At 70.8% G+C, this 19,328-nt stretch carries 14 protein-coding genes; 5 read left to right on the forward strand and 9 right to left on the reverse strand.

Features of this window, described 5'->3' with window-relative positions; translation table 11 throughout:
* Positions 1-307: 307 nt before the first annotated feature.
* The 6 genes from ABH941_RS23110 to ABH941_RS23135 all read right to left on the reverse strand — a co-directional run bounded on the left by ABH941_RS23110 (position 308) and on the right by ABH941_RS23135 (position 5,852).
* Positions 308-688, reverse strand: a complete 381-nt coding sequence (locus ABH941_RS23110; RefSeq protein ID WP_370131338.1) for a hypothetical protein — start codon at positions 686-688, stop codon at positions 308-310.
* Between the two features lie 387 nt (positions 689-1,075).
* The gene (locus tag ABH941_RS23115) at positions 1,076-1,582 is read right to left on the reverse strand and encodes an SLOG family protein (RefSeq protein WP_370131339.1); all 507 of its coding nucleotides are present in this window, start codon (positions 1,580-1,582) and stop codon (positions 1,076-1,078) included.
* Positions 1,579-2,421: a hypothetical protein gene (locus tag ABH941_RS23120; protein WP_370131340.1), complete on the reverse strand. Its 843-nt coding sequence runs from the start codon at positions 2,419-2,421 to the stop codon at positions 1,579-1,581. Before ABH941_RS23120 ends, ABH941_RS23115 begins: the two co-directional genes overlap by 4 nt.
* Positions 2,422-2,591: 170 nt before the next feature.
* On the reverse strand, positions 2,592-2,876 hold the full coding sequence (locus tag ABH941_RS23125) for a hypothetical protein (protein ID WP_370131341.1): 285 nt from the start codon (positions 2,874-2,876) through the stop codon (positions 2,592-2,594).
* A 387-nt stretch (positions 2,877-3,263) separates the two neighbouring features.
* Positions 3,264-3,575, reverse strand: a complete 312-nt coding sequence (locus tag ABH941_RS23130) for a hypothetical protein (protein WP_370131342.1) — start codon at positions 3,573-3,575, stop codon at positions 3,264-3,266.
* A 417-nt stretch (positions 3,576-3,992) separates the two neighbouring features.
* Positions 3,993-5,852, reverse strand: a complete 1,860-nt coding sequence (locus tag ABH941_RS23135) for an RNB domain-containing ribonuclease (RefSeq protein WP_370131343.1) — start codon at positions 5,850-5,852, stop codon at positions 3,993-3,995.
* Positions 5,853-6,317: 465 nt separating this feature from the next.
* Here ABH941_RS23135 and ABH941_RS23140 point away from each other — a divergent pair, with 465 nt between their 5' ends.
* Together ABH941_RS23140 and ABH941_RS23145 are read left to right on the forward strand one after the other, a co-directional pair.
* Complete coding sequence (locus ABH941_RS23140; protein WP_370131344.1) at positions 6,318-10,883, forward strand: SNF2-related protein; 4,566 nt, start codon at positions 6,318-6,320, stop codon at positions 10,881-10,883.
* Positions 10,883-12,106 (forward strand): hypothetical protein, encoded by a 1,224-nt coding sequence (locus tag ABH941_RS23145; RefSeq protein WP_370131345.1) that lies wholly within the window; start codon positions 10,883-10,885, stop codon positions 12,104-12,106. The genes ABH941_RS23140 and ABH941_RS23145 overlap by 1 nt, the downstream gene beginning before the upstream one ends.
* Before the next feature lie 182 nt (positions 12,107-12,288).
* Here the strand turns inward: ABH941_RS23145 and ABH941_RS23150 are convergent, their stop codons facing one another.
* Both ABH941_RS23150 and ABH941_RS23155 read right to left on the reverse strand, forming a co-directional pair.
* On the reverse strand, positions 12,289-12,837 hold the full coding sequence (locus tag ABH941_RS23150; RefSeq protein ID WP_370131346.1) for an N-acetyltransferase family protein: 549 nt from the start codon (positions 12,835-12,837) through the stop codon (positions 12,289-12,291).
* A 16-nt stretch (positions 12,838-12,853) separates the two neighbouring features.
* On the reverse strand, positions 12,854-13,831 hold the full coding sequence (locus ABH941_RS23155; RefSeq protein WP_370131347.1) for a hypothetical protein: 978 nt from the start codon (positions 13,829-13,831) through the stop codon (positions 12,854-12,856).
* A gap of 1,374 nt (positions 13,832-15,205) precedes the next feature.
* Between ABH941_RS23155 and ABH941_RS23160 the strand changes: the two genes are divergently transcribed.
* The 3 genes from ABH941_RS23160 (at position 15,206) to ABH941_RS23170 (ending at position 18,557) form a co-directional block, all read left to right on the forward strand.
* Positions 15,206-16,255 (forward strand): protein-L-isoaspartate O-methyltransferase, encoded by a 1,050-nt coding sequence (locus ABH941_RS23160; protein WP_370131348.1) that lies wholly within the window; start codon positions 15,206-15,208, stop codon positions 16,253-16,255.
* Positions 16,256-16,619: 364 nt separating this feature from the next.
* Positions 16,620-17,186 carry a hypothetical protein gene (locus tag ABH941_RS23165; protein ID WP_370131349.1) on the forward strand — a complete coding sequence of 189 codons (567 nt, stop codon included), beginning with the start codon at positions 16,620-16,622 and terminating at the stop codon, positions 17,184-17,186.
* A 48-nt stretch (positions 17,187-17,234) separates the two neighbouring features.
* Entirely contained in the window at positions 17,235-18,557 is a 1,323-nt protein-coding gene (locus ABH941_RS23170; protein ID WP_370131350.1) for a GDSL-type esterase/lipase family protein, read from the forward strand.
* A 31-nt stretch (positions 18,558-18,588) separates the two neighbouring features.
* On the opposite strand, the gene ABH941_RS23175 is transcribed toward ABH941_RS23170, so the two are convergent.
* Positions 18,589-19,014, reverse strand: a complete 426-nt coding sequence (locus tag ABH941_RS23175; RefSeq protein WP_370131351.1) for a hypothetical protein — start codon at positions 19,012-19,014, stop codon at positions 18,589-18,591.
* Positions 19,015-19,328: the final 314 nt, after the last annotated feature.

Genomic DNA, 19,328 nt, shown 5'->3' on the forward strand with positions numbered 1-19,328 from the left:
TGTACGGGAGCGGCGGCGAAAGCTCATCCGGCTGCCGGGGAACGGGTGACCGGGCTCAGTGGCCGATCCGCGTCCCGGCGCCGGGCGACGGCCGCGACCAGGTCGTCGCCGAGCTGTGCGAAGGACGGGCCCCTCCACGTCGGCGCGGCCGGCACGACAGCCAGGGCCACCCCCTGCCGAACCGGCCCGCGCAGGCAAACAGGTCGGATCAGGACTCCGCGCTGATGTCAGCCATGCCGGGGGCGCGGGCCGCTGGTGGATCACCGCTGGCCGCACCGAAGCGACGACCTGCTCCATGTCGGCACGCTCAGGTGCCGGTCGGCTCCGCCAGCGGCGACTTGATCGCTTGTCGTTGGGCTGCCTCGGTAAGGTGGCTGCGGGCCTCGGCTTCCAGCCGAATCGCGTTGCGAAGGTGCCACATCGAGACGGCCGGGAGCAGGCCGCCGAGCCGGGCTACCGCGTTCAGTGCCTCGACGGCCTCGGCCAGGGGCTCGGACGCCCTCCGCAGCCGCTCATCGCGCTGATCGCCGCGCAGGCGCTCCACGACTTCGTCCAGCAGCTCGGCCAGTTCGCCTGAGCCGGGATCCTCCGGAACGTCAGCTCCCCACCATCGGGTCGCGGTGCCCAGCGCCGCGAGTGCGCCGGCGCGGTCGTGGATCGGTTTGGTCTCGTCGTCCCTGTACATCACGATCACATCGTCCACCCCCGAACCGCCGGTCCGGACGGATTCAGCGAATCAACACCTCTTCCGAGGCACCGAGTTCATGACAGCGACGCCGCAGTGCGAGGTCTCGGGCGCCCTGGACCACGACCAGCCCGCCGTCCACGACTCCGAGCAGCCGTTGGCCGGCAGGTCCGGCCTATGAGGCCAGTGCCCACCTGCCGACGGATGGGCCCCGGCGGAGCCATCGGGGGTAGAGGCTCCGCCGGGGCGGCCGCAGGGTCGCCCACGGGTGACACTCCCTATCTACCACCGGCTGGAGTACTGGTGTCGGGAGTTCGGGTATTCCGGCGCAGGAACGCGGCCGGTGTGGGATGGAATCTCTCAGGCCGTGTTGGGGCGACTCGGTGCTTGCTAGACGGCGGCCGCCAGTTCGGCCCTGACCCGCCGCACCCGATCCCGCGGAAACGCCTCCAGGTTCAACCAGGTTCCGATCCCGACGTCCTCGCCAGGGACGAGCCAGGTGGGGACCTGCTGCAGCAATCCGCGCAGACACATGTCGGAGGTGCCCCCGCTGGCGGGCGCGAAGTGATCGTGGAACGCGATGATCAGCCGAGGGCGCTCCTCCAGCAGCATCCGGGTGTTGCGCTCAGGGCCGGCCAGGCGCCAGGTCGCGGGCCGGGCACGGCGTTCGGCCTTCCAGTCGACCGGGTGGCAGCGGTGGCGTTCAGCTCCGAAGCCACGGACCTGACACCACCGGTGAGCGGAGTGGTCCGCGCCGGTGGCTGCACCTTCGATGATCACCAGGCGGTCACCGTGGCGGTCGAGGAGGCGCTCCAGGACGGTCTCGACAGCCTCTGGCCACGGCCAGCGGCGGCTTCCGCAGATCAACACGCGCGGCTCGTCGACGTTCACACTCACCCTCTCGACCTGCCTGGTGAGTCGAGGAGCAGCGAAACTCGTCGGCGCAGGGGGCCTTCCAGCTCCAAGTTGTTGCCGCGCTGCATCCCTTGGAGGAATTCGCTCGCCACAACGAGTTGTGAGAAGCGACCGGCGGGTGAGTCCAGTACGGGTGCGAACGCCTGCTGGACGCGTTCGGCGACCTCGGGGTCGGTGAGGCTGGAGATGTAGAGGGTGGCCTGGTCATAGCCGGCGGGAGCGCGGCCCCAGCGTTCCCAGTCGAGGACGAGCAGGTCGGGGCCGGCCAGGTTGGACCACTGGATGTCGGCGTGAGCGGTGGTCCAGGCGGGAGCTTCGGTGGCGACTCCGGGGCCGAGGAATTGAGGCATTGCCCAGTCGAGACGCTCCTGCCGGATCGCTACTCGGTCCGTGCCGGTTGCGGACAGCTCCGAGAGAGAGACCTGGAGAGAGTTCCACCACGCGTCGGGGAGTCGCAGTCCGGCCGGCGGTAGCGGTCCATCGCTGAGCGCGATGCCCCGGATACGGTCGTACAGTTCCGCGCGGTAGCGGTGTTCTTCGCTTGCCCATTCGTGGGCGGCGTGCAGCCGGGGGCGCGGGACAGTGTCGGGGACGGCGTTCTCGGCTGCTTGTGGACCGTCCCACGAACCTCCGCGGGTGCGCTGCACGGGTGCGGTGAGGAGGCGAAGCCACTGGTTCCCGGCGACGGGCCCGCTGAGGCTTCGGCTCTCCCAACCCCAGCGCTCCTCTGCTCCGTCCGCCGCGACGCCGAGGACGGTGGCGGCCTGCTGGAACGCGTGGCGAATTCTTCGCGCGGTGGTATCGTCAGGCGGCGAAGGCATGAATGATTCTCCTGAGGCATGTGCTGCCGAGGTCGGTCGCCCCCTGGCCCGGGGCTCGGAGCCAGTGTTCGCCAGTGCCCGCTGAGCGCAAAATCCCGATCACCCCGGGAGTGCCGGGTGAGCCTGGCTGGCCGCTCGGGCCCGCGCCGGAGCTGCCGACCTGCGGGTCTCTAGGCCGTGTCGTCCGTCATCAGCGGGAGGCCATGATCGGCGAGGGCACTGGATGGGAAGCCGTCGCGCAGCAGCGGCAGGACGCGGTCGATGTCCTGGAGCAGCCCTCCACCTTCGACGGGCCACATCCGGCAGTCTGCGATGGGTAGGCCGAGGTAGGCCCGGCCAGCCGCGTCGTCCCAGGTCGGGTCCAGCACGGTCTCGTCCGTGCGGACGATCCAGGCGTGCGGCAGGTAGATGCCGAGGCCGGGGTGGGTCTGGGCGAACCCCTCGGCGTACACCATGCCTTCGTCACGGTGATCCCAGGCGTAGCGGGCGCGTTCGTGAAGCAGTGTCCGGCGGGCATGCTGGTCACTCCGTCGGGTCTCGGGGTGTGGATGAATGTGCGGCCCAGGTCCAGCAGCAGGTGGAACACGCTTTCGTAGCGCCAACTCCCCGGGACGCAGTGGCTGCTCTCGGAGAGCTCGGCGTGCTGGCGGAGGTAGTCGATGACGGCCGTGTCGGCGGCGCTGGGGAATGCGGTCCGAGCCTTGGTCGTCATCCTGCTGTACTCCTCCGATGCTCTGGTGTGGCGTGGTCTGCGTCGCATCCTTGCGCACGCAGGGGTCCGGTCGGGCCTGAACCGGCCGCTTGTCGCCAATGCTCCGGCGAAGGCGCGTGAAGGGCTGTCCTCAGCTCAGGTACTCGTTCATTGCCCGGCGTCCGCGCTCCAGTGCCTCGCGCATGGCGTCGGCCTCCCGCTGGTTCTGCTCCAGTGCGGTAGTCGCCGAGGCTACGTCCGGTCGGTGTATTCGGCCGTCGCTGCGCGTGCGGACTCCCAGAGCCGTCAGGGACCGGAGCAGCTGCGATTCGGTCAGTGCGTGCAGACGCGGTTCCAGAGCCCGGATCGATCCGAGCAGTTCACCTGGCGTCGCGGGTGCAGTGCCCCAGGGCATCTGCACCGCTTCGAACACAGCTTCGGCTGCCTGCAGGACGGTCGGCATCCGGACAGCGTCAGTGGTCACGTTTCGCAAGAGGGCCTCCCCGAATCAACGTTATGACTATTAATCTACACTTTTCTCTACTCCTCGGCAATCTAGGTCCACCCGTCGGACGTCAACTGCCGTCTGCCGCAGCGCCTGGCACTGCGGCCGGAGGTGGCCCGAGCGGGAGCAGGGGTCTGGCCGGCACAGGCAGCCTTGGCCTGCGGAGGACACCGCTGCGCCCCGCCCCGGCACGGTGGCTGTCCGCAGTGGGTTCCAGTCGGCGGACGGCACGGGTCGATGGGCCGAGCGCACGGGCAAGCGCTGCCGGAGACGGGCTCGCCGAGCTCGGCTTCGCGTCCAGACGGCACCGGCCCGGTCCGCCGGTGTCATGGCCGCGGCCGCAGATAGGCGACGCCCGTGGGCGGTGAGCGGTGGTCAGTCGGCCCCGTGGTCGGCGATGCGGGCGTGGACCTGCTGGAGAAGGTCAGCGGCGGCGGCCGTTTTCGACCCGGCCTTGGCACTGGCTGAGCCGTGGCCGCGCAGGGATTCGCCCCGGTGGACGGCGTGGGCGCTGCAGGTGAAGGTCGGCTGGTGACTTGGGCCCTCTCCTGCGAAGTCGAACCGCAGATCGCTGATCACGTGGAACTGCGTGTATTCGTTGAGGACCATGACCGGTTGCCGCCCTTCGGCCTCTGCGGGCACGACGGCTCGCTTGGCCGTCATGGCCGCGCTGGCATCCGGGAGCACCTGGTCCGCCGATGGGTCCGGCAGTCCGGCGAGGCCGGCGAGGAGGCTGAGGGCTGCCTGTTGGCGTGCGGGTTTCTTCGCCGGGGCGGAGCGCTCCTGTCCGCTGGCTGCCTCTCCTGCGACCACGAGTTCGGCTCGGGACGTGAACATCGGGTTGTGGGCCGGACCGCGGCTGCGGTCGGTGAAGGTCGGCAGGGCGAGGTTGTTGATCTGCGCGTGGGTGGCCAGCACGCTGACGGCTGTCTCGGGGGTGGCGGCGATGGCGGCCAGGCATTGGGTGCGGGTCGGCTCCCAGTCGGTGCTGCTGGCTACGAGAAGGACCAACTGCAGTTCCAGGGAGGTGAGCTGCTGCCCGGCTGCGCGCCGGGCGGTCTCCTGCATGAGGTGGTCGTTGGCGATGTTCTCCTTGCAGCTGCGCTTGAGGAGAGCGTGGAAGTCGCGGCTGTTGAGTCCGGAGTAGTCCCGGTCGGTGGATGCCTCCCTGCGGGCGCGGGTGTGCGCCGAGGACTTGAGGGAGGCGTTGCGGGCCTCGCGCTCGGCACGGGCGCCCTCGTTCAAGGACTGGGCGATCTGCGCGAGTTCGGTGTCCGTGTAGGGGCCGGGGGTGCCGTCCAGGTGGCTGAGGACGACCCGCTGCACGACGAGGTCGGCGTATCGGCGAAGTGGCGAGGTCGCATGGACGTAGCCGGCGAGGTTCAGGCCCCAGTGGCCGCTCATGACCGGGGCGTACTCGGCGGCCCGCACCACCAGGAGGGTGCGCTCCTGCAGGGCCTGCAGGCGGGCCGGGGAGTTCTCGCTCATGGCGACGTCGAGGTCGTGCAGGAGCGACTCGCGGGGCGGTGCCACCTTCGCTGCGGAGTGGTTCCGGAAGAGGAGCGGCAGGTCGCGTTCGGCGGCCCAGCCGGCGAGGGCGGTGTTGGCGGCGATCATGCACTCCTGGACGATCTTGTAGCCGATGTTGCGCTCGGCCAGGGCCAGTCGCACCAGCTGCCCGTCCTCGTCGGTGGCCCACCCCTTCAGGAGGTCGTACAGCGCGAGGGCGCCCTGGTCACGGCGTCGGGCGAGGAGTGCTTCGCTCAGCTCGGCGGCGTCCCGTAGTTCGCTGTGCAGGGGGTGTACGGGGTCCGCTACCGCGGCCGCCACGGCCGCGTGGTCCATGGCGACCGCCCCGTTCATGGTCGCTCGCTCGACGAGGACGCCGGTGGCGGTAGCCGCGCGGTCGAACGAGACTCGTACGCGCATGGCCGGGCACGGGCGGTCCTCCGCGAGGGTGAGCTGTTCCTCGACCGGCCGCGGGAGCATCTTGGCCGTGCCGCGGATGCCGCCGTAGGCGGACTGCCTGCGCTGGAACGCCTCCTCGTCGACGGCACCGCCCGGTGCGACACCGGCCGCCACATCCGCGACGTCCACGGTGAGTTCCCAGCCGTCGACCAGGCGGCGAACGGCGAGCGCGTCGTCCCGGTCGAGTGTCCCCTCGTGATCGATCATGACCGGGGCGGGGGCGGCGAACGCGGTTTCGAGCGGGATGGCGGGAGCGTAGTCGGGCAAAGCTCAGTCCTTTCGCGACACGGGGTAGCCGGGTGTCCGGCAGCGGCCATCATCCCGCCTCGGCGATCAGGGTTGTCGGCCGCCCGAGGCTGGGCCGGATCCGCCCACCGTCCCGGCGCGGTCGGGGTGGTGTGGCCACCGACCCGGCCAGTGAGTGAGTGACGACGGAGCGGCCGGCGGCCCCGAGGACCAGGTCTGCGGAGTGCCGGTCAGCGCTGTCACTCCTCGGTACTAAGCTTTCCACAGCCTGTAGTCCCTGCGCGAAGGAATCTCTATGGTCGGCGGAATCACCGGGCGCGCAGGCCCTCTTGTGGGGGATCGGGGTACGCCCGGGCAGCGGTCGGAGCATGCTTGCCGCGCGGGCGGACGCGCTGCGCGATCCGCTCCGGCGGGCAGGGCCTCTTGCGTCGGCAGGGTGCCCGAACACTGGTGCGGAGCGGCCGGTATTCCAGGGAGTGCACGAGCGTGACATCACGTCCCACGCCGAAGACGACCGGCGAGTTCCTCAAGAAGCGCGTCCAGGAGCAGGAACGGCGGCAACTGCGTCACCCGGACGAGGCTGCCATGCGGCGCCTGGACGACCGGGAGTTCAGCCGACTGCTCTCACGCGCCTGCGCGGACAGCCTGTTCCCCGAGGCGTTCGTGGCCGAGTTGACCGGGCGCGCTTCGACGAGCCGCCTGCGGACACTGGACCTGCGGGCTCTCCTGCTCGAATCAGCAGCCCTGCCGATCCTGGGACCGGCGCGATCGGCGGCTTGGACGGTGCTGGCCACTTCACCCGAACGAGCTACGGCGGTACTGACGTCGCAGGCACAGGCCGTGAACGCCGCTTTCCTCCTGCGCCCCCTGCCGGCCCGCAGCGGGCTCGGGGGCTTCGGCGCCCAGGCGGCCTGGCGCACCACCGACGGGTTCGTGCACGGCATAGCGGCCTACGGGGACCAGCGGAAGGTCGCGCAGCACCGGGCGGCCGTCAGCCTGCTCGGCCACCTGTCCGGCGTGCAGGCGGTTGTGCAGGAGGCGCCGGACGGAGACCAGTGGGAACCGGTGGGGGAGATCTCCGCCGCCGCTCCCGGTGCTGCGCTGAGCTCGGAAGGGTTCCGCGCCCAGTTGCAGCATCTGGCCGGGCAGCCCGCGGTGGCACCGGTCCTGGTCGCCGAGGTCGCCGCCCGGGCGCGGGCCGGCGTGCTCGATCCGCGTGACCTGTTCCTCGTCCTGTTCGACGCAGCCGCACCGCAGTGGGAGCCGGCACGCCTCGCGATCCTGGAGGCAGCGGCATCGGGCAGCGGGACCGGACCCACACTGCTCAACCTCCACGCGTCCGGCACCGGCCGGCCCGCCCCCGTCTACCAGGACACCGTCACCACCGGCGGCTCAGTGGATCCGGCGCAGTTCCAGGCGAGCGTGGCCTACGACCCCGGCACCGGGCCGTTGCACGCGAACAGCGGAGCGCAGCGCTCGAAGAAGAACGCCCGCCGTACGGCCGCCACAATGCTGCTCGCCCAGCTCGCGGGACTTCCGGTGCCCGCGACGCCCGACGTGACGGACGCGCTCACACCGGCTGCGCCACTGGCCCTGGGCAAGAACCCGGTCAGCGCGCTGAACGAGTTCGCGCAGATCCAGCTCATCACCGACCTGGCCATCGACGTGTCGTCCGAAGTCAGCGGCAAGCAGCCGCTGTTCACCTGCCGAGTGACCTGTCGGCACGCGGGCCGCGACCTGGATGCCGTCGGAACGGGGTTGAGCAAGGGAGCAGCCCGCGAGGAGGCGGCTCGCGGCATGCTCGCCCTGGTCCTGGACGACGGCTCGTCCGCGCCGCAGGTGCCGGTGCAGGCGGTCGGCGCGATCAGGCCGCTGGCCGAGGGCAAGGACCCCTTCGGCGCGCTGGACTCGCTGAAGCGAACCGGTGTGATCACGGACCTCGACGCCGCGTACTCGGCCAGCGGCCCCGCCCACCGCACGGCGTTCCACTGCGTCCTGACGTGCCGTTACCGGGGCCAGCCGGTCCAGGTCCAGGGCCGGGCGCTGAGCAAGCGCGCCTCCTATCAGGACGCGGTGAGAAAGCTGCTGGCCGTGATCGCCCTGGTCCCCGCCGGCCCGGCCCCCAGCGAGCCGGCCCGAGCCGCGCTCGCCCCGCCGGTCGCGTTCGTGCCGCCCGCGCGACGCGCACCGGCCGACGCTGCGGGTCCGGCCGGGACCTGCGAGGCGGTCCGGTTGCTTCGCACCGTTCTGGCGTCCGGGGCCGCGGTGACCGCGGACCTGTCCGGCAGCACGGCGCACCTGCTGGTCTTCCAGCCCGACGGCGACCCACTGCCGGAGCCGCCGCAGCCGCTGGAGTCGGCGTCCGCCGAGCTGGTGCTGCCCGGCGACGGCATGGCCGTGCGAGCCGTCCTGGTGCCGGTATGGCGGGTGCCGCTGCGGCTGCTCGCCGCCGTCCTCACACACCTGGACGGCGACCGCGTCCACGCCTCGGCGCACACCTGGCGGACCATCGTCCGCCTCGGCCTGGAGGCCATCACCGAGGAACGGGTCTACCCGGCCACCGACCCCGTCGGCGCGGACGCCTGGCGCCTTGGCCCCCTCTCGCCGGGGCAGCGCCGCGAAGTCGCGCAGGCGGCGGACGCCATGCCGGCGTACGCGCACTGCAGGGCCGCCGCCCGCGGCCCATACCGTCTGTGGGCTCCCCGGATCGTGGTGCGCCAGCTCCTGGACGCGCTGGCCGACGCGGTGGTACGCGGACCTGGAACCGCTCACGTTCTGGGACTGCGCCCGTACACGGTCCCCGTCGCCCGTCCGCAGAGCGCGGCGATGGTGGCGTGGACCGACCGCCTCGAGGGCCAGGTCGACCGGGAGCAGCCGCCGGGGCTGGTGGTGACGGTCAAGCCGCCGCCGGCGAACAGCCCCCTGGACACCGAGCTGCTGTGGGCCGTCCTGCGGATCCGGACCACCGCGCCCGGCCGCGAGGAGCGATTGGTCGACGCCTCGGTACTGCTGCCCGACAACGGCACCGATCCGGTGCTGCTGGAGCGCGTCCGCCGGGCCCTTCGCGCGGGTGCCCTGGTCTGGCCGCCGCTGCAACGGCTGCTGGAACAGGAACGGCCGTCCCGGTTCACCCTGCGCGCGGCCGAAGCGGCCCTGCTGTTGGGCGAGATGGGCCATGATGTCGCGCGAGCGGGCGTCGAGATCGTCTGGCCCGAACAGTGGGCCCGCGCCCTGGGCGTGCGCACCCTGATCGGCGCCCGTTCCCCGCAGACCACCGCGGACCACGGCTTCGGCCTGGACAAGGTCCTCGACTTCCGCTGGCAGTTGACGGTGGACGGCGAGAACCTGAGCGAGACCGAGATGAACGCCCTCGCCGCCGCCGGTGGCTCCCTGATCAGGATGCGGGAGCGCTGGCTGCTCGTCACCGCCGCCACCGCCGCCCGGGCCGCGGATCGCGACCTCGGCACGCTGTCGGCGTCCGAGGCCCTGACCGCCGCGTTGACCGGCAGCGTCAGCGTCCACGGGGAACTCGTCAGCTGCGAGCCGGTCGGGGCACTGGCGGACCTGGTGGAGTTCCTGCGGGTCGGCTCCCACCAACCGGTCGCGGTTCCGGCCGCCCTTCAGGCGACGCTGCGCGACTACCAGGCCCGGGGTCTGGCCTGGTTGGCCAACACCACCCGTCTCGGCTTCGGGGCGGTCCTCGCCGACGACATGGGGACCGGCAAGAGCATCACCGCGCTGGCGCTGCACCTGCACCGCCGCGAGCAGGTCGACCCGCCCGGCCGCACCCTGATCGTCTGCCCGGCCTCGATGCTCGCCACCTGGGACCGCGAGATCGCCCGCTTCGCCCCGGCCACACCCACGCGCCGGTACCACGGTGAGGCGCGCACCCTTGAGGACCTGGCCGACGGCACGATCGTCATCACCACCTACGGCACGCTGCGACGCGACGCCGACACCCTCGAAGGACACGCGTTCGACCTGCTCGTCGCCGACGAGGCCCAGATGGTCAAGAACCACCGGACCCTGACGGCCCAGCAGCTGCGGCGCATCAACGCCCGGGTGCGCGTCGCACTGACCGGGACCCCGGTCGAGAACAGGCTCATGGACCTGTGGGGTGTCCTGGACGGAACGAACCCGGGCCTCTTCGGGGAAGCCCGCACCTTCAACGAGCGCTACGCCCGCCCCATCGAGCAGAACCCCCAGGGCGAGGAAGCACCCCGCCTGGCCCGCATGATCAGCCCCTTCATGCTGCGCCGCCGCAAGAGCGACCCCCACATCCTCACCGAACTGCCTCCCAAGATCACCACCCACCGCTACGCGGCTCTCGCCCCCGAGCAGGTCGCCCTCTACGAGGCCGTCGCCCGCGAGACGATGCAGCAGATCCGCGGATCCAAGCCGGGTGAACGCCGCGCCCTGGTGCTGACCCTGCTCACGCAGCTGCGCCAGATCTGCAACACCCCGGCCCACTACCTGCGCGAGACCCCCCAGCCCAGCGACTACGACGTAGCCGCCGCCCGGCGCCGGTCGGGGAAGATCGCCTGCTTCGACGACGTCCTGGGCCAGATCACCGAGGCAGATGAGTCGGCGCTCGTGTTCACGAACTACGCGGCGATGGGCCACCTGCTGGTGACCCACCTGCGGGCCCAGGGCATCGATCCGCTGTTCCTGCACGGCCAGGTCCCGCCGGGCCCGGCCCGCCAGGACCTCGTCGACGCCTTCCAGGCCCGCCGCCACCCCGTCATGATCCTGACCGTGAAGGCCGGCGGGACCGGGCTGACGCTCACCGAGGCCGGACACGTCCTGATGTTCGACCGGCCCTGGAATCCTGCCGTCGAGACGCAGGCGGTGGACCGGGCCCATCGCATCGGCCAGTCCCGCTCGCTGGAAGTGCATCTCCTGCAGACCGAACTGACGATCGAGGACCGCATCGACGTGCTCCTGGCCCACAAGCAGGCCCTGGCCGACGCCGTCCTGCACAGCGGGGAGACCGCCCTGGCCGACCTGTCCGACACGGAACTGGCCGACCTGATCGCCCTGGGAGCACGCTGATGTCCGACAACACGTCACCCTGGGCCCTCGCGTGGGAGAACGTCCACAAACGCGCCACCATCAGCGCCGCCATCCTGGTCCAGGGCTACAACGTCTACCGCGCCGGAGGCGTCCCCGCGGCCCTGGACTGCGAGTCCGGTCAGATCAGCGCCGTCATCACCCCCCGCCACGGCGAACCGACCCGCACCAGCATCCGCCTCCCCGTCTTCAGTGACCGCGACGAACAGGCGCTCACCGACGCCCTGGCCGCCGGCCCCTTCAAGGGCGCGGTCCTCCAGGGGCAACTACCCGCGGCACTGTGCGACCCCGCCGACACCGGCGAGGTCCCGGTCATGCCCGACCCCGGCCAGATCACCTTCGCCTGCGACTGCCAGCAGGCCCCCTGCCAGCACACTGCAGCTCTCGGCCACGCCCTGGGCCAGCGCCTGGCCGCTACCCCGTCCCTGCTGCTGACCCTGCGAGGCCTGCCGCACCGACGACTGACCGCCCTGCTCGACCCACCTGCCACCGCCTCCCCGGGCACCGCGCACATCCCGCCCCCCACGGCAGCCCCTAGCCCAGCGGGCCCCTACGTCCCCGCCCACCTCGCCTACCAGCACCGTGGCCAGGCCACCTCAGCGACCCCCAGGCAGCCGACCGGTGACGGCCGGCCGGCGGCGGACGCGTTCCCCCGGATGAGCCTGACCGACCCCCCTGAGCCCGCTCCCCCGCTGCGGCAGCTGCACCACCTGGTCGCCCAGGCCGCGCGCCAAGCCGCCCAACTCCTCACCGACGGCACCATCCTCGAACTGGACGCCACCGCCGACGCCGTGCGCCTGGCGGCGTCCCTCCCTGCGCAGGAGCGCACCGACGACATCGCGCACCGCCTCGGACTGGAGCCGCCTGCCTTCCGCCGGCTCCTGCAGGCATACTCCCTGGCCGGAGCCGCCGGCGTGCACACCGCCCGCCACCGCCACGCCGCAGAGCCCGGAATCCTCCAACGGGCCGCGGCCGCCATCACCGCACTGCGCCCCGAGACCACCACCGCCCTGGCGATCAGCGACAACCGGATCACCGATCCAGCGGCGGACATCGAGATCCGCCTCGGCCAGGACGGCGGCTGGTACCCCTTCGCCGCCAGCGGCCAGGACTGGCAACTGATCTCGGCCCCGGCCGAGGACCCTGCCGAAGCCTACGGGGTCGCACTCACAACGCTGCACGCCCGAAGCCGACCTGTGCCGTGATTCGGGAGGCGGCCGCGCCGCGGCCTGCCGGACCGACGCCTCAGCACCGGGCCTTTCCCCAAAGCCCACCGGCACGTCCCGCGTTGCCGAGATCAAGGGTTCACCGCGGCGCAACAATCCGCCTGCTGCCCGGGCGCCGCGCGGTGACCGGGCGGGTCCGCTCCAGCAGCTCCGGTTCGCTCTCAGTAGCCGAGAGTCCGTAGCAGGGAGTCGTATCTCGGTGCGTCGGGGTAGGGCTGCATGACGCCCATCGGCCGATACCCCCATCGCTCGTACAAGGCTCTGACCTTCGGGTGGTCCTGTTCGACCAGGAGGTGGGAGCGTTCCTCGATGCGGTGGGTCAGGAGTTCGTCGTGGAGGAGTCGTGCGATACCGGTGCCGCGCCAGGGACTGCGGACCATGACCTCGCACAGGGCGAAGGTGCGCGTGTCGGTCTCTGCGAGCAGGTCCGGCGGTACATCGGTGATCAGGCCGTGCCACTGGTAGGCGGCGGTGCGGGCGAAGCCGTACGCGTAACCGACGGGTTCACCCTCGACGTCGCCGAACGCGCAGCCCCAGCGCGGCGCTGAGGCGTGGGCGCGCAGGCGTTCGGCATACCGGTCGACGGTGAAGAACGGGTCGGTGGCCGCCTGGACGCTGTAGACCTCGGCGTACACCTCGAGCAACCGGTCCTCGACGCCGGGCAGGTCAGCGGCAGTGTAGTAGGTCACGGTCAGGGTGGCGGCGTCCACGGTCGGGTTCTCCCTGTCAGGCGACGGTCAGTGCGTCATAGCGTTCTACGAACGCGGTGGTCTCGGGAAGGCCGGTTGTGGCCACCTCCTCGCGAAAGCGGCCCAGGCGCACCGCCCAGCGGGGGCAGTTCACCGACGAGTACAGGTCCAGAGCTTGCCCGGCGGCATGAACCGCCTGGTCGGGACGGTGAGCAGCGAGGTGGGCCTCGCTGAGGTGGACAAGCTTGGCGAAGCGGTTGCGGCGGAATCTCGGGTCGAGCAGGGCCATGCCCTGCTCCTCCTGCTCGACTGCTTTCTCGGGATGGCCCAGGTCCATGTGGGCCATGGCGGCGGCGCCGAGAAGTTCTCCGGGTCCCACGAACGCCAGCCAGGGAGTGGGGGCCTCGGCGGTGGCCTGTTCCAGACAGGCGTCGGCGCGGACCAGGGAGTTCGCGCACCTTCCCGCTTCTCCGGAGGCGGCGTAGCCCAGGGCCATGCGACCGTGCAGCAGCGCGCTCAGGCGCGGGTCGCGGCCGGCGCGGGTGACCTCCAGAGCGGCGCGGGCGATGGTGACAGTCTCCATCGCACGGCCCAGCTCCCAGGACTGGCGGGACATGTAGGACCAGATCCGGGCCTGGAGCATCCGGTCCCCGGAGAGCAACGCGCCGCGAAGTCCAGCGTCGAAGTTGCGTCCGGCGCGGGGATGATCGCCGCTGTCGAAAGCGAACCATCCGGCCGAGGCGTGCAGCTCGCCCAAGACCCGGTAGAGGGACTTCTCGACGTTCGGGCCGTAGAGGCAGTCAGCCATAGCGCGCTCGATCTGGATGACGTACTCCTCGGCGACGCCGGCGAGCTGTTCGCCTCCGTAGGCGTCGTCCACCGCGTGGAGCTGGGCGATGCTGTCGCTGATGCGTCCGACGTCGCTCATCCCTATACGACCGTGAGCCGGGAGCGGGGCGAACGCGAAGCTGAGCAGGCTACCGGTGGCGGCGATCATGAACTGGCGGCGGAGCACTGGATCGGTCTCCTGGATATCGAGAGCGGGGCCTTCCAGACGCGTAGAGGGGCTCTTCAGGGACGCCAGCTTCATCGACCGAGGGCCGGTGAGAACGAAGCCAAGGCTGTCACCAGGGACGTGGAACACCGCTGCCAGGGCCGCTATGTAGTGCAGGTGGGGTGTTCCAGTCTCTCCGGCGAGCCAGCGCCGCACCTGCCGGTCGGTGGCATTACCAGGCTGGCCAAACAGCCTCTCCTCGGCCGAGTTCACTGCTTCGGCCAGTCGGCGCGCAGACAGCCCATGCTCGCGCATCAGCTCCCGTAAGGCCGTGTTCGGGCGTCCCATGCGCCGCTCCCCACCTCTGGTAGATCGACCGTACTGCCTGCGATGTGACGTTGCGCCATCACCTTGGAATGTCCTACCCCCAGGACCGGGCCCGCAGCGAATCGTCCTACCCCACTTTGCGTTTCCGCTCGTTGACTAGTAGAAGCGGCTGAGCGCTGGGAAACCTCCCCGCACAGCGTCCGCGCCACCGCCAGCCCCGTCGGGGCCACCAGGAAGGACGGCACCGCCATCAGCGACACCACCAAGCCCGCCCCGCAGGGCGACGACAGCGGCAACCAGCACGCGGGCAATGCCCACGAAGACGAGATCGACGGCGAGTAGTCGCTGACCCCCTCGTCCGGAGCCTGGGATTGGCCGCAGGAACGGACGAGGCCCCATTTCCGCCACGCCTTCACGCCAGGAGAAGCGCCGTGTCATCCCCCGCTACCCCCGATACCCCTCCATCCGAGTGTGCGAAGACCCAAGCTGCCCAGGCGAAGCCCTCCCCGCAGCGAGCCGTCGGTGCCCCGCAGCAGCCGGCCTGGATCAAACACGGGGCCGTGGTGCTGGACGCGGCGACCAGGCAGCTGGGAGAGGTCCAGCACATTGGGCCCCCCTACGCCACGGGCCCATCGACGAGGAAGGATCACGACAAGGTGTGGCTTCGGCCCTGCGGCGGTGGCCGGGAATGGGAGGCGACAGTGGCTGACCTGTCGCTGGCCGAGACCGGCTTGCAGGGGGCGGCGTGACCGCCGGACCCGTCGGGCCGCAGATCGGTGACCTGGTCAAGGAAGGCGGTGACGGCCCTGAACTGGTCGTCACAGACCGGCGGGCCGGCCTTCCTGTGGTGCGCCCGCTCCATCGCGGAGACGAACGCCTCGTCGAGGATCCCAGGACTCTGACTGTCGTAGCCCGGCGCGGGACCTGGGGCGCGCCCCCGGAGGGGGAGCGGCAATGGTGAGCCCGTGCCGCGCGACACCCGACCCGCCCGTGTGGCAGCAGCACGCGTCGAGACTGGCCGCCGAGGTCACGCACCCTGCGTCCCGTTGGGCTGCGGCGGTCGCTTCCGTGCCCCGGCACGTGTTCGTGCCCAACTGGTGGGCGCGCGGGGCGGAACTGTGGGACCGGTGCGAGGGCCGGGCCGACCCGGTTGCTTGGATGAAGGCCGCCTACGGCAACTGCTCGTTGGTCACCCGTGTCGGACCTCTGCACGCCGACCAGGCGGCAGCCGGCTACCAGGCCGCCGGGCTCCCCACGTCCTCCTCCACTATGCCGGGGCTGGTGGTGCGGATGTTCCAACACGCCATGCTCACGGACAACGCCCGAACCCTGTGCGTCACCGGCTCCGGCTACGGGACCGCCCTGCTGTCCCGCCGTCTTGGCGAGAAGAACGTCACCAGCGTGGACATCGACCCCTATCTCGTGGACCCCGCCCGCCACCGCCTCGAAGGCTTGTCCATAAGGCCGTTCATGAATGTCTGCGACATCACCGGCCCGCTCCCGGGAACGTACGACCGGATTGTCTCGACGGTCTCCGTTCCCCGGGTTCCGGCCTCGTGGCTGGAGGCCCTGAAAACGGGGGGACGTCTGGTGACCACGATCGCCGACACGGGGATTGTTCTCACCGCCGACAAGACCGATGACGGCGGAGCGACCGGAGGGGTGGGGTGGGATCGCGCCAGCTTCATGGCGACCCGCGACGGCGGCGACTACCCGCCCGCCCTGCATGAGTTGTTCGAGATCGCCGGAGAGCGTGACGGCGAGGACATCACTCAGAGTCCGTACCCGGTCCTCGAAGTCTGCGAGGCGTGGGATGTGTGGTCGATGCTGTCGCTCGCTGTCCCCGGAATCGAACACCGCTATCGGGCTGACGGCGAAACCCGGACCGCGTGGATGGCCCACCCTGACGGCTCTTGGGCGCGTGCGACCAGTAGCACCTTGCGCGGCACCGCCCTGGTCCATCAAGCCGGCTCCCGCCGGCTGTGGGACGAACTCGACCGCATCCGCCGCCGCTGGCTGGCAGAAGGAGGACTGCCGATCCACGGAGCACGCGTGGACATCACCCCCGACGGCACTACCACCTTCACTCGCGGCAAATGGTGCGCCGTACTCGCATGACCACGCGGTGGTCTGCACTGCACCGGACAGCACGCGGACAGACCGCGGATCACATGCGCGGTCCCCGTTCCGTCAGCGGCCGTCTGACGAAAATGCGGTCCCGGACTGGGGAAAACCGCGCCTGCCGGGCCCCCGGCCCGGCAAGCTGGATCCACCCGCACGAGCAGCCTCCGATCGCCCCACGATGGCGGCCGATCCAACCCGACACAGCGAGAGCAAGGGCCGCGCGATGAACGACAACTTCCCGGCACAACGGGAGACGGCTACAACCGCCATTCAGGCAAGCGGCGCGCTGCCCGCTGTCCACTCAGAGGCGGCTGTCGCGGCGGCACGGCCGGCCGGGCCACCATTCGGACGCGACCTGGTGGCCACCATCGGCCGGGCGTCGCAGGCAGTGGCCTACCTCGATGTGTTCACCGACCACGACGTCACGGTGAGCGCGATCACCACATGGGAATGTGTCGGCACGACCCGTGCGGACGCGTTCCAGGCAGCGGCCGACGCGGTGCGCCAGGACCCCGCCCTGGAGATCCGCGGTCTGTTGTGGGCCCGGATCCCCGCCCAGGCCCCGGACGCGGACGAGTATCGGGTGACGGTCCTGATTTCCTCCGCAGATCCCGACTTCGGCGAGAGTGAGGAGTCAGCGCACTGCGCCGAGCGCCGACCGTGCCAGGTAGTCCTCTACCGCAACGCGAGTGCCGGGCCCGCGATCCCGGCGCGGGTCCTGGAAGGGCTGGACCGCTCCGGGATGACGCAGGCACAGGCGCTGCAGGCGACCGCGGATGCCTTCCGCCAGGTTCCAGACATGGACGTCGAGGGGCTGCTGTGGGCACGGATTCCGGTCGGTCGCCGCCCGACTTGGGAGTACCGCCTCACGGTTCTGACCACCTCGGTGCCGACCGCGCTCGCCCCCACCGATCAGGCGGGCTGATCCGCGATGGATCGTGAGCGAGAGCACCACCCGCTGACCCCACTGGCGTTGGTACCGACCGGTGGCCTCAGCGACAGCACCGAAGCGATCGACATCGGCAGGTACAGTGATCTGCCTGATGACCTCGTGCTGGATGTCGCCCCCGGTGGCCGCCTGACGATCGGAGAGCGGGTCAGCATCGGCCCCGGCTCGACCATCCGGGTTCACCGCGGAGCCACCCTTGCGATCGGCGACGATGTCCCCATAGGGGAAAGCACCTTCATCTCGGCCATGGTCGGCATCCGTATCGGCGACGGCTGCGCCTTGTCGGACGAGGTGGTCCTGCGCGACCACCGGCCGCGCTCAGTCGGCGACGGGTTCGCCGGGACACCAGGGGACTCGAGGGTTGAGGCAGCGCCGATCTTCGTAGAGCCGGGCGCGACCATCGCCGCGGAGGTCACCGTCACGGGCGGGGTGCGCATCGGGGCGAACGCACTGGTCGGGGGTCACGCCGTCGTGTCCCGGAGTGTCGCCCCCCGCTCCGTCGGCGCGACCAATGTTCGCGGGAGCGCACACACTCGCACTGCGCTGGAGGATCGACGCACGTTGACCATCGGATGCTTCGGCACGAGCATCACGGAACACTTCGAAGCGTTCAGCCCGCAGATGGCGTGCCAAGCCGGGCTGCCCCCGGTCGGGTCGACCGTCACGGTCGAGTCCTGGCAACGGCGGGGATGGGTGCACCGTCTCGCCTTGGCGCTGCGCGCTGCACGCCCCCATGTGACTTTCGACGTCCGCAACCACGGCGAGGGCGGAGCCACGAGCCGCGACATTGCCTCCCTCGTTGCTGCCGACCGGGCCACGACCGGCACCGACTACGACTTGGTCGTTGCCGAGATGGGGATCAACGATGTCTGGCGCCGGTTCCAGGGCCGATTGTCCGAGGCCGTCGACCTGCAGGAGTACACCAGGAACATGGCACGCCTGCTGAAGGAGCTGGGCGGCTACACGCGCCGGATCGTCGTCCTCGCGCAGACGCCCTTCGGACCCGTCCATGACCCAGTGACCGTTACCGAGATGAATGTTGAGCTCGCCCGGTACAACGCGGCTGCGCAGGAGGTCGCAGTCGCGCACGGGGCCCTGTTCCTTGACGTGTGGACTCCGCTCACCGCGGCCGTCCGACTGCTCGGCTCCGACGGGACGGACAGGGTCTGGAGCGACGGCGTCCATCTGTCCGAGCTGGGCGACACGGTGGTACTCCAGCAGGTCGAACGCTTCCTCGCCGAGCACAGGATCCTCGAGGACCTCTTGGACTATCCGTTCCTGGAGCGCGAGCGCGCCTTGGCTGTGTACGGTCCGTTGTTCGCCCGCCACCGACTCGCCGACGTCTGAGTGCCGCCGCACCGAAGGCCAGGTTGGGGGTTCAGCCGCTGCTATCGTCCGTGAACGGGAAGATGGTCCGGGCATGGAGCCACTCCTCCAGCCGCGAGGCGACAGCCGCGGACATGGAGGCCTCGGTGCGGGGAGCCATGGTGCTTATCTGCCAGCTGACCCAGTGCTGGGCGAACACTCTTTCGTCGTCGTAGGTCCGCTGGTCGTCCTGGTCCAGGGCGTAGACCCTCAGCGGGTCGGCGAAGTAGGTCGTGATCCAGAGCGGCTCGGCCGGCAGGACCCAGACCGGTTCGTCTGCTTGCGGCTCGACGGCCTCAAGCAACGCATCCAGGGCAGCGACGACCTCGGAAGATCGATGCGCGGAGGCGAAGTGCGTACGGACGATTTGCTCAAGGTGGGCCGGGTCGACCACGACCACCTCCGCGGGCAACTCGGCGCCGCCCGGCATCACGCTCACCGGGTCATCCGGGCGCGGTGCTGCCAATGTCTCGGGAAGCGGCCCAAGCCGGGGGCATTCCAGACGCGTGCCGGGTCACCGCCCAACCAGCGCCCGCCCCGTCGACCGGGTTGGAGGTCGGTGCGCGTCGGCGGCGCTGTGATCTGGCGGTTCATGGTGCTCGGCTTTCGCACTCGGCTCATGGCGTCGCCCGGGTCGGGCTCGACACATTGTCCCCCGCCCCGGATCCAGGGCACGGGTGACCCCCGCCGACTGGGCACGGTGCCGGCGGCCCCGGGACAGGGAGCAGCGTGTGCCGCATGGGGAATCACCCT

Source organism: Streptacidiphilus sp. EB103A (assembly GCF_041261405.1).
In the GTDB taxonomy this organism is placed as follows: domain Bacteria; phylum Actinomycetota; class Actinomycetes; order Streptomycetales; family Streptomycetaceae; genus Streptacidiphilus.